Here is a 16,375-nt window from a genome sequence, read left to right on the forward strand (position 1 = left end):
TAGTCTAATATACTTATTTTGTTTCAGTGATCTCAAAGCCAAAGGTTATATATTGACTTCTTATCATATACTGCTAAAAAATAATCTAACTTCAAAAATAATCCTATTCTAAAAATCCTATTCTAAAAATCCGATTTCAAAAGGAATTTATTCCAAAAGTAATTTATTCTAAAAGTAATCTATTCTATTAAAAATTATATTCAGAAAATAATTATGTCCTAAAAATAACCTTATTCCACAGTATATCTATAATTCCTTTCTGTCAAGACAATGTTGACAGTTTTTTATACTCTAATTGAATATTTTTCAAATCAATTCCCCAGGGAGATGACAGGCATAAAGTCAATAATTCTTGCAGGCGGCTCAGGGACCCGGCTCTGGCCTCTCAGCCGGGAAATGTATCCCAAACAATTTTTAAAATTTGGTGACACCTCACTTTTTCAGGAGACAGTTCTTCGATGTCTTGAGGTTTCGGATATTTCTGAGATTTTTGTTGTAACGAACGAAGCCCAGAAATTTTTCGTGATTGGGCAGATGAAAGAAATAGGATACTCAATTCCTCCCGAGAATGTCCTGATCGAGCCTGAGGGCAGGAATACCCTTCCAGCAATCTTCTTTGGAATGAAGGAGATTGAACTAAAATTCGGGAATTCAATCGTAGGGGTATTTTCCTCCGACCATGTGCTTGACAGAGCTGCAATGGCAACGATTTCTTCAGCTGAAAAGCTGGCTTCGGATTATCTGGTCACTTTCGGGGTTATTCCTACATTCCCTCATACGGGATACGGCTACATTAAAGCCTCAGAGTCCTGCGAGCCTGGTTACAGGGTTTCGGAATTCAGAGAAAAGCCTGATTTAGAAACCGCACAAAAATACATTGAGGAAGGCTGCCTCTGGAATAGCGGGATGTTCCTCTTTGAGACGCGGCTCTTCTTTGAAGAAGTAAAAAAGCACTCGCCTTCGGTTTTTGCCTGCTTTGAGAAAGGGGGCAATATTAATGATATTTATGCGGGTGTGGATAAGGTTTCCATTGATTATGGCATAATGGAAAAGTCAGATAGAGTCGCTGTTGTAAAGCTGGGCCAGAAATGGAGCGACCTTGGAAACTTTGAGGCAATTTATGATGAACTGGAAAAGGATTCAGTAGGAAACGTGATCCATGAATGCGATCCCATGCTTCTTAACTCCGATGGGAATCTGGTTTATTCGAAATGCGGTAAAATCGTTTCCCTGATCGATATTAAAGACATGGTTATTGTTGACACGAGCGATGCCCTGTTAATATGTCCCAAATCCAGCAGTCAGAAAGTAAAGGAAATAGTCTCCGACCTCAAGGTCAGGAAAGACGAAAGAGCATTTGTCGGGCAAACAGTCTACCGGCCCTGGGGTTCATACACACTGCTCGACGCCTCCCCCGGTCATAAGATCAAGAATATTACTGTGCTCTCTGACCATAAGTTAAGCCTGCAACTGCACTACCATAGGAGTGAACACTGGGTGGTTGTAAAAGGCATGGCCTGCGTGGAAGTGGACGGAAAGCAGTTTTTCCTTAGACCCGGGGAAAGCACATTCATCAGAGCAGGACAAAAGCACAGGCTGTCGAATCCCGGAAAAATCCCTCTTGAGATTATCGAGGTACAGTTAGGAGAGCTTGTGAACGAAGGGGACATTGTCAGGTTTGATGATGTTTATGGGAGGAAGTGAGATAAAGGCTATTGGTTCAACGTTTAAGATGTCAGGGTCGGGGGGACGGCCCCTCAAAGGTGAAGGCATCACAAGATCCGGGAATCATGTGATTCGTCCTTCCAATAAACTTTTAACAAGGATATAATTTTTTGAGATATTTTTGTTCTTTTTGGAAGTTTTACTCCGAGGATAGCGGATGTGTTCAGGATTTTTTATTTTTTCGGGGTTACTGTAATTCCATCTGCTTCCCTATTTTTATAACTTCACTGCGAATATTGGGGTCAAGTTTTAAGAGCAGGAGAACGTACAAAATAGCACCCATTATTATATTGGGATTAGTGTGAGCCATACGCTTGATATGGGTACTAAAATGCGGTAACACCCCACCCCCGGTCCTGTTATCAGAGTGGATCACAGGAAAAGGGTAATAGTGATAGAGCTTTAATCAAAAAAAGATGAATGTGTATAGAGACAATTTTTAAGAAATCAGGCACACTGCTAGCAGATCTTATAATGGTGGCTAAACTGTGAATCAAAAAGAGAAGGATCAAAAAGAGAATAATCTTTTGTTATTATTTACTTCCTCCTATCCATATGGAGATGTGGCGGAATCTTTTTTAGATTCTGAAATCCTCTTTCTGAGTAGATCATTCGATAAAGTCATATTGATTCCACAGTCCCTTCCAAGTTTACTTGAAAGAGTAAATAGGAAGCTTCCAGAGAACATTGAAATTGAGGATTCATTATTAAATGAACAATTGCCTCTGAAGGGCGTGCGAAATAAAATTTCACTGGCATTAAATGCTTTTATTTCAACCGACTTTTACAGAGAAATTCTTAGCAAGCCAGAAATTCTTTTCCAGATCTCTTTGTTCAAAAGTTCTGTTATTTTTTTCGGCAACGCTGTAATTATAAAAAGGTGGCTTCAAAAGTACATTGAAACCCATAACTTCGACTTTTCAACTACAGTCTTTTATACTTATTGGCTGTCTCTGCCAACTTCTGGAGTTTCGATGGTAAAAAAGAAGATTCCATCTCTCAAAATCGTCTCAAGAGCTCATGGTCTTGATCTTTATAGTGAAAGACACGTTCCACCTTACATTCCTCATCGCCCAGAGGTATTTCAGTATTTGAACAGGCTTTATTTAATCTCGGACCACGGGAGAAAATATGTTTTAGATAAATATCCAATGTTTGAAGATATCTGTAAAGTCTACAGGTTAGGGGTGAATGACCTGGGTTTCCTAACAGAGGCATCCTCTGATGGCATTTTTAGAATTGTATCTTGCTCCTACCTTGTTCCTGTAAAGAGGATAGACCTGTTGATTCAGGCTCTTGCAGAGCTTGGTAAAATCAAAAGTTCCCGAACATTTGAATGGACACATATAGGATATGGAATTCTTCAAAAGGATTTACAAAATCTTGCAGATTCTCTTTTGCCCAAAAACGTAATTCCTAAATTTATAGGCCACTTGCCTAATAAAGAAGTAATCGCATATTATCAAAATAATTGTGTGGATGTTTTTGTCAATGTAAGTGCTTCCGAAGGGATTCCCGTTTCAATAATGGAAGCCCAAAGTTGTGGAATTCCAGTTATTGCTACGGCAGTCGGGGGTACACCTGAAATAGTATCCAATGAGGTTGGGGTGTTGTTAAGTGAAAACCCGTCCCCGAGAGAGATTGCTGAAGCGATATGCAGCATGATGGGAAATGAAGATGAGATCCTAGTTAAAAGGATAAATAGTAGAGATAACTGGGAAAATAACTACAATTCCAATAAAAATTTTGAAATTTTTGTCCAGGATTTAAAAAAGCTATGATCTAAGTTTCAAAATTCTAAACGTATACAGATCGTGTCTCATGTTTTAAAAATAAGTGACAATTCTGTCAGGACAAAACCGCATCAATAACCTTCTTTTTAAAATTCCGTGAAACTATTTATGTGAACTAATTTTCTGGTCGGCCCCTGCTACATGGTTGATATTTCGGAATTAGAGCTCCCCGCACGGTTGTTGAGTTAGTTTTTATCTACTGTACGCCGGTGGGTTCAAGCCTTGTGCGGCGAGTGAATGAAATAATGTGAGATTTTTTTATAATGTTTGTTTGCAAAATAAAACTATTTTTTGTTTGTCTTCCGAATGGATATAATATTTGAAAAATATTACTGCTTGCAGTATCATCGAAATAAGCCCCAAAAGAAGATTAGAGGAACTCATCAGATATATTATACTCAATAAGCTTGAGATTCCAAAGATTCCAAAGTACCATTGGGTATCAAAGCTTATTCCCAATAGCATTTTCATATAGTGGATCATCAGTCCCATGCTAATGATCAGAGAAAAACTTGTGGCAAAAGCAGCGCCTGCAATGCCATAAACTGGAATTAAGAGAGCGTTTAAGATAATATTTATGATTGCTGAGACAAGGGGGATTCTGTACACTAACTGAACCTTACCGATACCTGCAAAAATGGAGCCTATGGATTTTGTTGTCCCGTAAAATAAGATTCCAATCAGTAATATAATCAGGGGGAAATACGCTTTTCCAAATTCGTTTCCATAGATTAAGGTCAAAATTTCCTTCCCAAAAAAGACAAGGAATGTACTGGAGAATATCAAAAAAAGATAGCTGTATTTCATGCACTTGTCTACAAGCATTTCAATTTCTTTCTTTTTTCCTTTTGCGTAGTATTCCGAAATCATCGGATAGGTAATTTTCTGGATAGTATCGGGAAGCATCCAGAGGATCTTTCCCAGGATTACAGCCACACTATAAACCCCAACATCTGTTGCTGATAGGAAATAACCTATCATGAGCACGTCAGCCTGATAATTTACAATGTTGATCGCATTTGAAATAAATGTTTTGGACCCAAATGAAAACAGCTCTCGGCTTGTAGCTAGATAGTTAGCTGGACTAAGTTTACCCCATTTATGTACATATAACAGGGTTATTGTTGTAATAAAGGAAGAAATTACTATGGCAGCAACTGTGCCTTTCACTTCATATCTAAAAAAGAGTAGGAATGTACCAAGTAGCAGAAAAACTCCGTTTGCAATAGTTATTGCAGCTTGCTTTTTCATCTCCCTAAAGCCTGTAAGGAGTCCGAACATTACACTGTTCAGGATCGCAAAAGGTAACGAAAAGGCCAGGATTTTTAGTAAATCATCCAATCCTGGCATATTGAAAAAGTCTGCTAGAAAGCCAGCACTCAAATACATTAAGCTAAGAGCCAGAATACCTAGAACCAAACTATTTATAATACTCGAAGAGATGAATTCCTCTTGTTTTCGGCGGTTTCCAGAAAATTCAGCTACGTATTTGATTGCAGCTGCAGGCAGTCCAACCGTACCAAATAAGATTAATATCCCGAAAATGGTGTTTACCATTCTATAAAGTCCAAGATCTCCAGCCCCCAGATACCTGCCAATAAGGATTGATAGTGGAAATCCTAAAAGCATAGATACGGCAGAAGCAAAAAATGTCACTCCTATATCAGAGATGAATTTTTTAAGTTCGGACACTTAACCACACCATTCTTTTTAATAGTCGAAGGATTTCTGTTTACTTGCAGGTTCAATATATATAACTGATTTGGAGCGTTGAAGGTTGATCCCCTTTATATCAATGGCGGGATACAGCCGTCAACTGTATTCATTTTTGTAATTCTTATATACCACAACTTTTTTGATATATGTGTATTATTGTTTTAAACTAGAACCTGAATTATTAAGGAATCATATGGATAATAAAGGCGATATAAATCTCAAAAATTTAAATGTTATTTTCCATATCCCCTGGAAATTAATTACTTCAGCCCCTTCTGGAAGTCAAATTCGTCCCTTGAGGATGTTAGAAGCATTTAAGTCGTTAGGTTGTAAAGTTGACGTGATTATGGGGTCCGGAGCTGAGCGACTCAGACAGATAAATCTGATTAAACAAAATGTTAAAAAAGGTAAAAAATATGATTTTGTTTATTCGGAAAGTTCCAGCTATCCCACATCGCTAGCTTATGGTGTAAAAGACGCTGTGAAATATCCATTTCTGGATTTCAGATTTTTTGTTTTTTGTAAAAAGAACAATATCCCAATAGGTCTGTTTTACAGGGATATCTATTGGAGATTTCCAGAACTTTTAGATAGACCCTTTGCAAAAAAACTGGTTCTTAATATAATGTATCGATTCGATTTAGTTGTTTATCAAAAATACCTTGATGTATTGTATTTACCTTCTGAAAAAATGGCTAAATACCTGGCTTTTCACTTTCCTGTAATTAAGTCTCTGCCCCCAGGTGCCTTTATGTATCCTTCGAGCAGACATGATACTACTACTACTACTAATAATAATAAACACAATTTTATTTTTAATGTTCTGTACGTTGGGGGGATAGGCAACCTTTACGATCTTCGTAAGTTAGTAAAGGTTATTGGAGAAATTCCCAGAATATCTTTAACTATTTGTTGCAGGGAAAATGAATGGCAGAATAGTCTTAACGATTATGAAAATCTATTAAAACCCAACATTAACATCGTACATCTAAGTGGGGATGATTTGTTTTCCCTCTACGAAAAGGCTGATGTAGCAAGCATGTTTTTTGAAAATGTGGAGTATCGGGATTTTGCAATGCCAATAAAACTTTTTGAATATATTTCTCATTGTAAACCTCTAATTGTAACAAAGGGAACTGCAGCAGGAGATTTTGTAGAAATAAATGGAATTGGATGGGCAATTCCCTATGACGAAAAAAGTCTTCTCATATTGCTGAACAAACTTCTAAATGATCGCAATGAGTTAGAAGAAAAAAGGAACAAAATCATTGAAATCTTGCCTTTACATACCTGGGAATCAAGAGCTTTGCAGGTTTGTCAAGATTTAACCTATTAACTGTTATCATCAAATTCTCATCAAATTCTCATCAAATTCTCTTCAAATTCTCTTCAAATTCTCTTCAAATTCTCTTTAAATTCTCTTTAATATGTCCTGCATTCAGCAGAGGGCACAAAAGAGCCATTTATTTTAAGATTGTTCTTTTATATAATGTGAGAAATTTCTGACATAGCACCTTGTTATTATGAACTTTCTCTACGTATTTTCTTCCGCTTCTTCCAAGATTTTCCCTTAAATTTTCATCACGTATTAATTCTTCCAATCTTTGCTTTAGATTGTCTTTTGTAACATTTACTATTCCACTGGGCTCTTCCAGATAAGGCTCTAATCCAGGCTTAATCCATGTACAGCATGGAATTCCCATCTGTTGGGCTTCATTGGTGAGAACACCGTACCATCCGACCTGTCTTTTATCATAAAAACCAACAGAATCAACAACTATATCACAGGTCTGAAGCAATTGCATTACTTCCTGATGGGGTTTATTTTCAATCAATAAGCAGTCAACATTTGGATATTCCTTTTTGAGCTGGTCCATCGCTTCCAGAAAATATTCTGTACCTTTGTAGAATCTGTTTGTTGGAGCATGCCCGATTATGATTTTATCATCATTTCGATTGACTTTACTTAACCCGTGCCAGGGGATACAGTTTGGAATCCATATAGCATCTGGTGAATAGTCAAGTAAATCCGGGGTCGAAACGATTTCAACATCTGCGAATTTTGATCCAAAAGTTCTGCCATTATTTCTTAATTTACTGCCGTGCCAGTGGACAACAACTTTGCCGAAACGTTTAAAAAAAAGCGGTATGTCTATATCCTGGGGAAATATTCCTGCGTCGTGAAGATGAAATATATCAAATTTCTCTTTCAATGTGATTTCTACAAGGTTTTTCGATATGATCTGGAAACGGCGAGGAATATCTTTTTTTGAATATTTTAACGGGAGATTTAGGGAGATATCGGTATTTTCGCTGGTATAATTTTCAGTTATCTCAAATAAACGTACCTCATGGCCCATTTTTTTTTGTTGAAGAGACAGATTATATGCTACATTTGCAATATTCCTTATGTGCAGTATCTTCATGTTTTCCCAGAGTTCATTTTTTGAGAGATTTTACCACTTGCATTCCCGTCCCCAAATACTTCATTTCTTCTCTTGGTGCCCTCAAAATTTTCAATAGCATGTTTGATTTTCTCGTAATCTGCTCCTGTAAGTATATTCCAGCCTTCTTCAACTGTTTCTACCCATTCCGTATTATCCCTTAAGGTTATGCAGGGCACTCCCAGCATATAGGCTTCTTTCTGTACCCCTCCGGAATCGGTGAGTATTTTTCTGGCATTTGATTCGAGTTTTAACATGTCAAGATAGCCAACAGGGGGGATTACTTTTGTGTTCTTAAGGATTTTTTCCCACAAATTGTATTCTTTCAGGTATTTTCTGGTCCTTGGATGCATTGGAAACACTATTGTCGTTTCTACGTCAGAAAAGGCTTCGACAATTGATGAGAGGTTTTTTATATTGTCCGTATTGGAGGCACGGTGTACGGTTGCTAAAAGGAACTCTTTTGGATTGAGATTAAGATCCTGTAAAATCGTTGATTTTTCTTCTGCAATTTTCTGGTTATACTTAAGGGCATCCACCATTACATCCCCAACATTGTATACACCTTCAGTAATGCCTTCATTTTTCAGGTTCATCACTGCAGTATCAGTCGGGCAGAATAGTATATTCGAGATATGATCGGTTATGACTCTGTTAATCTCTTCAGGCATGGCCCGATCAAAAGACCTCAGTCCAGCTTCTACATGTGCTACCTTGATGTGCAGCTTGGTAGCAGCAAGTGCGCCTGCAAGTGTAGAATTTGTATCTCCATAGACAAGCACGATGTCTGGTTTCTCTTTCAAAAGTACTTTTTCTATTTCTAGAATCATTTTGCCGGTTTGTTCCCCCTGGGTACCCGAGCCTATACCAAGGTTGTAGTCCGGCTTTGGGATATCGAGTTCTTCAAAAAAGACCTCGGACATTTCAGGGTCATAATGCTGGCCTGTGTGGACAAGTATTTCTTCATGGTGCTTTCGGATGGTACGGGACACAGGAGCACATTTTATAAATTGAGGGCGAGCACCGACTACTGATACAATCTTCATAAAACCTCAGCAGGAAACCCATTAAATCTTTAGATTTAGTGGGTAGTTGACTTTAATTACCATTGCCAGCGAAGTATATAATCTCTATTTTTTATTTAAATTTCCAATCTTCACTGGATTTTTTCATAAACTTCTTTTATTTTCCTGGTGTTTGACTCCCAGAAACGATAATCTTCAGAGTTCAATTTCTCTGGTTTTTTGTCAAGATACTCTCGGACAGCATTTTCGAGTTCAGAACTTTTTACAATCAGCAGGTTTTTTCTGTCCTCTTCCTTCGTGATTCCCGAGGCTATTACCAGTTTCCCAAGGTTCAGGTATTCGTTTAGTTTCCAGATGCTTTTATCCGTCGAATAAGGGGTCAAATTATTTTCTTTTCTGGGTATCATACATATTCTGGCTTTTTTGACTATCCCTGCCACTTTCTCATGAGGCTGCCATCCCAGAAATTCTACATTGGTGGGTTTTTTTGCCAAATGCCACTTTGAAAATGGGCCGTCTCCCACGATCCTGAATTTTTCATCAGGATACTTTTTTGCCAGATTCAGGAAATTTCCAATCCCTTCCTGCTCGCAAACCCTCCCCAGAAATGTTATGGCCCCATCTTCTGCCAGATCCTCTCCCGTCAAAAAACTATTTTTGGGGTAATTGGGGACCTCATATACCTCTTGTTTTTCGTTTTCGGTATATGTTTTTACTTTTTCTCCCAGAGGCCCGTTTACCGTGGTTATAAGGTCCGCACTTGCTGCCAATTTTTTTTCAAAATATTCAGCCATCACCCTGCCGGGAGCCCCTAAATTCATTTCAAGTTCAATACCCCAGGGAGACCTGTAGTCATAGATCATCTTTTTGTAGTAAGTTCCTTTTAATTTAGACAAATCGTGATATATTATATCCGGCACATTAAAAATGTGAATTACATCTGGCTTTTCTTTTTTTATGAATTGTTTGGCAAGGCCTGAGATCTGTATCCAGTTTCTGGTATTAAATTTGGGGATGAACGTGTCATATCCCAGTTCTTCAAGGGTACTCTGGAACATCTTGAGCCTTGTGGTATGTTCTGGCTGGTTAGCAAGCAATAAAATTCTCATATGGATTTCCTCAAGACCTCTTCATATTTTCTGGCAAGGACTTCCCAGTCAAAAGTCTTTGCAATTTCTCTGTATCTATCCTCATTAGTCGGAGTCTCCAGAATCCTTTTTACCTCACGGATGAATCCATCTTTATCATCGTAGTAATATAAGTCATCTCCGAGCATTCTTACAAGGGAAATTGTCCTGCTGGATAACACGGGTCTTCCGCAAGCCAGGTAGTTAAACACCTTTCCTCCAGCTGCATATTCGTTTTTATCCATTTTTTTCAGTGTATTGAGCCCTATATCCATAGCTGAAATATAAGGGCCTAAATCCTCGTAGGGCACTGCTCCTGTAAATGTGATTTTTTCCGAAACTCCCAGCTTGTTTGCCAGCTCTTTGATCTGATCACCGTAATCTGTAAACAGCCCCGGACCCACAACCAGAAGGCTTACTTCCAGATCAGGGAGTGATTCTACAACCATTTCAAGATCTACCCAGTGCTCAAGTGACCCTACATATCCTATGACAGCACCTTTTAAACCCAATTCCTTTTTTGCTTCCTCTTTTGGGAGAGGTCTTAAAAGGTTACAATTTACTCCATTAGGAATTACTTCTATATTTTTGACCCTTATACCTTCCAGAAAATCTTTGAGTTCCCGGGTTACGGTTATAACAGAAGTTGCATGTCTTAAATTATACCTTGTAATTTGCCTTACCCCATTCTTAACAATTTTTCCAAAAAAAGAGTCTGGGTAATATATTGAAGCAGATTCCTCTAAGTGGTCCAGATAGTCAAAAACAACAGGCACATTTAAAAAATTAATTATAAATGATGGAAGGATGTTTGCAGACAGAACAACATCTATGCCTTCTTTTTTTATTACTTTTCTCATTTCCAATAAATGCTCTGGCCAGTTTAATAAGTAATATAAAGAAGGATCTCCCACATCTATAAATTTTGTATCTACAAGTTTGCAAGCTGTTTTTCTTGGTCTGTTATTTCTGAAATTCTCCAGGTTGAAATGCAGTACATACACTTCATGTTTTTCTGCAAGAATATCAAATATGAAGTTAAGTCGATTCGGAAAAGGGTGCCTGATCCAATCAGTAGTAGGTATCACAAGAATTTTCATGGGATTTCCTTTCAATTTTCCACATTTTTCAATATCATAATTAGGTTTGGAACATGACATATATTATTCTTTCTAATTTATATTAACCGTTTTAAATATTTACACAGAGATCTCATATTGCAGTGAACCGCCTAACGCTAAAGCATTGAAACTTCCAGCTTCATTTCCCTGATTACTTTTTACCAGTCCGGTTCAACCTCAAATCCAGCGGGCGTATTAATGGTGCCTTACCGTAGTTGTAGCATAAAGAAATGAAAGATAATCGATCAAGTATTATATAAACATATTAAATGAAAATAAATAAGCTTGAAATGTTATGGAGAGACATGCCATTTATCCCATTCCAAGGTTTTTGGGCTTTAGATAAACTTTCTTCAAAGCTCAGTCTAAAGAAGAAGCGATCTCATTCCTTGAAGCAATCCACCTCGAAAGAAGCGGCGGCCTGAGATAGTAGTTACCAATGTAGAAATGAACACCGACAAGTTCAATAAGATGACTGTCTGGTCCATGAGACCTAACACCGCACACAGAGAGCCGTTTATAAACAATATATAATTTGCTTTTAGGAGATAACGTGCCCATGGTGGATTGGGTTATGTCAAGATTTTCAAATAAGTAAGAGTACAAAAATAACCGGAACCTTCTCAAGAATGAAATGGTCAAAATAGGCATGGTTCTTTAACATCTATTAAAAAATATTAATTTTATGTACCTTCAACTTGATAAATATATTCTATGTAAAAAGCCATAACTGAAGGAATTTTTTGGCATTATTTGAATTATCGTAGTCAAGAACCCTTATTTTTCAGGATATTAAAAATTCCAGTAAAACAACTCAGTTAACGCTCTTCAGGGAGTTCAGGCAAAACTTATTTAAGAACTTCCTACATATATTAACCTGCTAGAAAAATATTTTCTGACATGTATATAAACACTTTATTCCAGAAATATTTATACACATCTACTGAATACGTTTTTAAATAAATACGCACAGGAGATGACAGGTATCAATTTAATAATTCTTGCAGGCGGTTCAGGGGTAATGCTCTGCCTCTTAGCTGGGATATGTGTCCCATAGAGACTAAATAGAGGTACAGTTTGGAGAGCTTGTGGAAAAAGGGGATGTTGTCAGGTTTGATGATGTTTATGGGAGGAACTGAGCATGAAGAAGCTGATATATATAAGTATATTTCAGAATCGGGGCGAGTAGCCTCAAAGGTGAAGACATAACAAGAGATATCTTCCGGGGAACCGGAGCAGGTGGGCACTGCCTGACTGGGGACACTTATCACCTAGAAAGGAGAGTAAAAATAAGCAATATGAAGCTTGATTATCCTGAAAGTTATGTCTGGAAGCAGGGGATGACGTCAGTTTGTGGAAATGATGACAATACAACAACTTAATAATTATAAAGATAATGATTATTTATATAAATGGGTGCTCTACCTAAATAATCTTGTGCTTCGTCCCAGATTTTAGAATAAATATTTTAAAATTCAAGTGCTTTGCATGGTTGTGAAAAAATGGATGATAAAAAAATTAGCTCAATATTTGACGAAAAAACCATACTCTTAACCGGTGGAACAGGTTCTTTCGGGAATAAGTTTACTGAAATCGTGCTCAAGGAATACAATCCGGAATCATTGAGGATTTATTCAAGAGGTGAATATAATCAATACTTGATGGATAGAAAGTTCAACGACAAAAGGCTTCGTTTTTTAATTGGAGATGTGCGTGATAAGAACCGTCTTCAACGTGCGATGAACGGGGTAGATCTTGTAGTCCATGCAGCAGCTCTGAAGCAAGTTCCTGCCTGTGAATACAACCCAATAGAAGCTGTAAGAACCAACATCGAAGGGACCATGAACATCATAGATACAGCCATTGATAACGGTGTCGAAAAAGTGATGGCAATAAGTACTGATAAAGCAGTCCATCCTGTAAATCTCTACGGTGCAACAAAAATGGTTGCCGAAAAACTGTTTGTTCAGGGAAACGCATACTCAGGAAAAAACAAAACAAAATTTAGCTGTACAAGATATGGAAATGTCATTGGGAGCCGGGGAAGTGTAATTCCTCTCTTCGAGAAACAAAAGGAAACAGGCGTTTTAACAATTACCGATGAAAGGATGACCCGCTTCTGGCTAACCCTAGACCAGGGAGTTCACTTTGTGCTTAATTCCATATCTCTTATGCATGGGGGAGAAATCTTCGTCCCGAAAATCCCCAGTATGAGAATAACGGACCTTGCCAATGCCATGGCTCCTGAAGCGAAAAAAGAGTTTACAGGGATCAGGCCGGGGGAGAAGTTGCATGAAATCATGATCACCGAAGATGAATCAAGGCATGCTAAAGAGTTTCCTGATTACTTTATCATTGAGCCGGAATTCCCCTTCTGGAAAAAGGAAAAATCAAACCTCGGAAAAATCTTACCTGCTGGATTCAGGTACTCAAGTGATATTAATGAGAAGTGGCTCAGTAAAGAAGAACTCAAAAAGATGATCCACTGAAAGGATATGCGTATGCTGTATGAAAAACTGCCCCGAACCAAACATATCAGAGAGGACGGCTGGCTTTCTGAGCTTGTATCGATGAACTATAAGGATGATCCTTTCAATTGTGTGCATACTTATATGGTGTCGGTAAAACCCGGAAAGGTCCGCGCCAACCATTATCATAAGAAAAAGGAAGAATGGATCGCTTTAGCGACCGGGAAGATTGCTCTTCATTTAAAAAATGTAGTTTCAGGAGAGGGGAAAAAAGTTGTACTTGATGCACTATCTGAAACATATGAATTAATTCATATCCCTCCTTTTGTGGCTCATGCTGTAGAGAATATCTGTGACCAAGAAGCCTGCATAGTGGTATTCAGTAAAAATCCAGAAGATAAAGAAGACACCATAAGGTATGAGATTATATAATTCATTTATGAACTACTTGTTCCAATGTAATATAGAGATGCAATATCAATTTGTACAAATTATGGGATGTTGAGACGAGGGTTAAAGAAAACCTTTTTAATTATGAAGGGGACAACCAGTTACAAAAAACAAGTAAAGTTTATTTTATATCACCTGATAAGAAAATGACAATTCTTCAAAGAGGTTTACGAAATTTATCAGGTATTGAAAGAAGAAGAAGGTTTCCTCGTTGTTGATATTTTACAAAGTCATCCAAAAAATAAAAAAGATCCGACTTATTAAAGACTCTGAAGTCTAGACATATTAACAGGATTATTTGGCTATTTTTGAATCATCGAGAATTTATCAAATAATTGAATTTGGCACAGGTCACCATAAAACCATGAAATTAAGTCAGGGCGTATATATAATTAGATAGTTAAATTAATACTCTAGAAAAACACTATGATTATTAGAAAGTAAAAGCCTGCCCCAATGATAATAAAAATAACTCCTATTACTAAATTTTAAAAATAAAAAAGTTGATACCATGGAATTTATACCATATGGGTCTCAGTGGATTGATGACGAGGACATAAATGAAGTTATAAACGTTTTGAAAAGCGACTGGATTACAACAGGCCCTAAACTCAAGCAATTTGAAGAAGGTTTATGTAACTATACAGGATGTAAGCATGCTGTTGGCGTCAACAGCGGGACAAGTGCTCTCGACATAGCTGTTGGAGCATTGGATTTGCCCGCAGGGTCTGAAGTAATCACAACCCCCTTTACCTTCATGGCAACAAGCAATGCCTTGCTTTATAACAATCTCAGGCCTGTTTTTGCAGACATACAAAAAGATACGAGGAACATTGATCCTGAAGCTATCAGGTCCAGGATTACTCCTAAAACAAAAGCAATAATCTATGTTGATTTTGCAGGGCATCCCTGTGACATTGAAGAAATTCGGGAAATCGCAGAAGAACATGACCTTTACCTTATTGAAGATGCCTGCCATGCTCTTGGCGCCAGTTATAAAGGGAAAAAAGTTGGGAATTTTGCCGATCTTACAGTTTTCAGTTTTCATCCTGTAAAGCCTATTACAACTGGAGAAGGAGGGGCTGTAGTTACCGATAATTCTGAACTTGAAGAAAAAGTAAGGATGCTGCAGAACCATGGAATAGACAGAGATGCTGTTTCACGGTACGGACCTGATGCGAGCTGGGCTTATGATATGAAAATGCTGGGCAGGAATTACCGGCTTACAGAGATTCAAGCAGCTCTTGGAGTTTCTCAATTGAAAAAACTGGACCGGTTCATTGAGATGCGAACAAAGATTGCAAATCTTTACAATGAGCTTCTAGAAGAAATCGAATTCATAGAGACCCCTTCCGCCAAAAATGTTGTTGTTTCCGGGTGGCATATTTATACGGTTCTCCTTAATGGGGTTGACCGCGATAAATTTTTCAAGTATATGAGAGAGAATGGAGTTGGCGTGAATGTCCACTATATACCCATATACAACTTTACCTACTACCGCAATAATTTCGATGTATGCAGTGCGGACTTCCCTGTAACTGAAGAAGTATTTAAAAGAATAATTACTCTACCTATATTTCCGAAGATGAAGTTTTCCCAGCTGCAATATGTAATTAAAACAATCAAGGGCTTTGTATGAACATGAATAAACTGGTATTGGGGACCGCACAGTTCGGAATGGATTATGGGATCAATAATAAGAGGGGGAAAATCCCCAGGGAAGAAGTCTTTGAGATCTTGAAAACGGCTTTTGAAGCCGGAATTGATAGTTTGGATACTGCTTATGCTTATGGGGACAGTGAGATAGTCATAGGGGATTTTATAAAATCCTCTGGTTTGGATATCAAGGTAATTTCCAAACTACCGGTTTGTGATCCGGAAGATGTGGTAAATATATTTTCTATTTCTTCAAACCGCCTTTCTGTGGATTCACTCTACGGATACTATATACACAGCTTCCAGCACTATAGGGAAAATCCCGAAGTCTGGGATGTACTTGCCAGGCTGAAATCGGAGGGGAAAATCAAGAAGATAGGCTTTTCTCTTTATTATCCGTCCGAGCTGGACTACCTTCTGGATAATGATATCACATTTGATATAATTCAGGTTCCGTATAGTGTTTTTGACCAGAGGTTCGGAGGCTATTTCCCGACACTTAAGGCTAAAAGTATTGAGGTTTATGTCAGGTCTGTATTCCTGCAGGGACTTTTATTTAAAGACCCTTCTGATTTGAGTGGGAACTTCAGGAAAGTGAAAGCTAGAATCCAGAAGCTTAATTTGATATCAAAAGAGCTAGACCTTCCCCTTGCATCTCTTGTCCTTAATTTTGCTGTTCTTAATAATTATGTGGACAGAGTTGTAGTCGGTGTTGATAACATCGAAAACTTGAATGAGCTCCTTACATCTGTGGAACATGTTGATAAAGTTAAGCCGATAATTTCTGAACTTCTAGCTTTTAGAGAAGACGATGAAAACATAATCCTGCCTGTAAACTGGAGGTAAAGCC

The 16,375-nt window shown here is 37.8% G+C and carries 12 protein-coding genes; 7 read left to right on the forward strand and 5 right to left on the reverse strand.

The window, feature by feature from the left end; translation table 11 throughout:
* Positions 1–327 precede the first annotated feature (327 nt).
* Complete coding sequence (locus EO95_RS10615; protein WP_048134624.1) at positions 328–1,704, forward strand: mannose-1-phosphate guanylyltransferase/mannose-6-phosphate isomerase; 1,377 nt, start codon at positions 328–330, stop codon at positions 1,702–1,704.
* 509 nt (positions 1,705–2,213) lie between these two features.
* Positions 2,214–3,506: a glycosyltransferase gene (locus EO95_RS10620; protein WP_048134626.1), complete on the forward strand. Its 1,293-nt coding sequence runs from the start codon at positions 2,214–2,216 to the stop codon at positions 3,504–3,506.
* A gap of 270 nt (positions 3,507–3,776) precedes the next feature.
* Here the strand turns inward: EO95_RS10620 and EO95_RS10625 are convergent, their stop codons facing one another.
* Positions 3,777–5,210: a flippase gene (locus tag EO95_RS10625; protein ID WP_048134628.1), complete on the reverse strand. Its 1,434-nt coding sequence runs from the start codon at positions 5,208–5,210 to the stop codon at positions 3,777–3,779.
* 217 nt (positions 5,211–5,427) lie between these two features.
* Between EO95_RS10625 and EO95_RS10630 the strand changes: the two genes are divergently transcribed.
* The gene (locus EO95_RS10630; protein WP_048134631.1) at positions 5,428–6,570 is read left to right on the forward strand and encodes a hypothetical protein; all 1,143 of its coding nucleotides are present in this window, start codon (positions 5,428–5,430) and stop codon (positions 6,568–6,570) included.
* A gap of 127 nt (positions 6,571–6,697) precedes the next feature.
* Here EO95_RS10630 and EO95_RS10635 read toward each other — a convergent pair whose 3' ends face one another.
* The 4 genes from EO95_RS10635 to EO95_RS10650 form a co-directional block, all read right to left on the reverse strand.
* Positions 6,698–7,660, reverse strand: a complete 963-nt coding sequence (locus EO95_RS10635) for a glycosyltransferase family 4 protein (RefSeq protein WP_048134633.1) — start codon at positions 7,658–7,660, stop codon at positions 6,698–6,700.
* Positions 7,657–8,724: a non-hydrolyzing UDP-N-acetylglucosamine 2-epimerase gene (gene wecB, locus EO95_RS10640; protein ID WP_048134635.1), complete on the reverse strand. Its 1,068-nt coding sequence runs from the start codon at positions 8,722–8,724 to the stop codon at positions 7,657–7,659. Before wecB ends, EO95_RS10635 begins: the two co-directional genes overlap by 4 nt.
* Positions 8,725–8,834: 110 nt before the next feature.
* Positions 8,835–9,812, reverse strand: coding sequence for a glycosyltransferase (locus tag EO95_RS10645; protein WP_048134637.1), 978 nt, complete (start codon positions 9,810–9,812; stop codon positions 8,835–8,837).
* On the reverse strand, positions 9,809–10,990 hold the full coding sequence (locus EO95_RS10650; protein ID WP_235282969.1) for a glycosyltransferase: 1,182 nt from the start codon (positions 10,988–10,990) through the stop codon (positions 9,809–9,811). The genes EO95_RS10645 and EO95_RS10650 overlap by 4 nt, the downstream gene beginning before the upstream one ends.
* A gap of 1,463 nt (positions 10,991–12,453) precedes the next feature.
* On the opposite strand from EO95_RS10650, the gene pseB reads away from it, so the two are divergent.
* The 4 genes from pseB (at position 12,454) to EO95_RS10670 (ending at position 16,371) form a co-directional block, all read left to right on the forward strand.
* Positions 12,454–13,440 carry a UDP-N-acetylglucosamine 4,6-dehydratase (inverting) gene (pseB, locus tag EO95_RS10655; protein WP_048134640.1) on the forward strand — a complete coding sequence of 329 codons (987 nt, stop codon included), beginning with the start codon at positions 12,454–12,456 and terminating at the stop codon, positions 13,438–13,440.
* Positions 13,441–13,452: 12 nt separating this feature from the next.
* Entirely contained in the window at positions 13,453–13,851 is a 399-nt protein-coding gene (locus EO95_RS10660) for a WxcM-like domain-containing protein (protein WP_048134642.1), read from the forward strand.
* Between the two features lie 529 nt (positions 13,852–14,380).
* Positions 14,381–15,508, forward strand: coding sequence for a UDP-4-amino-4,6-dideoxy-N-acetyl-beta-L-altrosamine transaminase (gene pseC / locus EO95_RS10665; protein WP_048134644.1), 1,128 nt, complete (start codon positions 14,381–14,383; stop codon positions 15,506–15,508).
* A 2-nt stretch (positions 15,509–15,510) separates the two neighbouring features.
* Positions 15,511–16,371 (forward strand): aldo/keto reductase, encoded by an 861-nt coding sequence (locus tag EO95_RS10670; RefSeq protein WP_235282970.1) that lies wholly within the window; start codon positions 15,511–15,513, stop codon positions 16,369–16,371.
* Positions 16,372–16,375 lie beyond the last annotated feature (4 nt).

The organism is Methanosarcina sp. 1.H.T.1A.1, from assembly GCF_000979295.1.
Lineage (GTDB): Archaea > Halobacteriota > Methanosarcinia > Methanosarcinales > Methanosarcinaceae > Methanosarcina.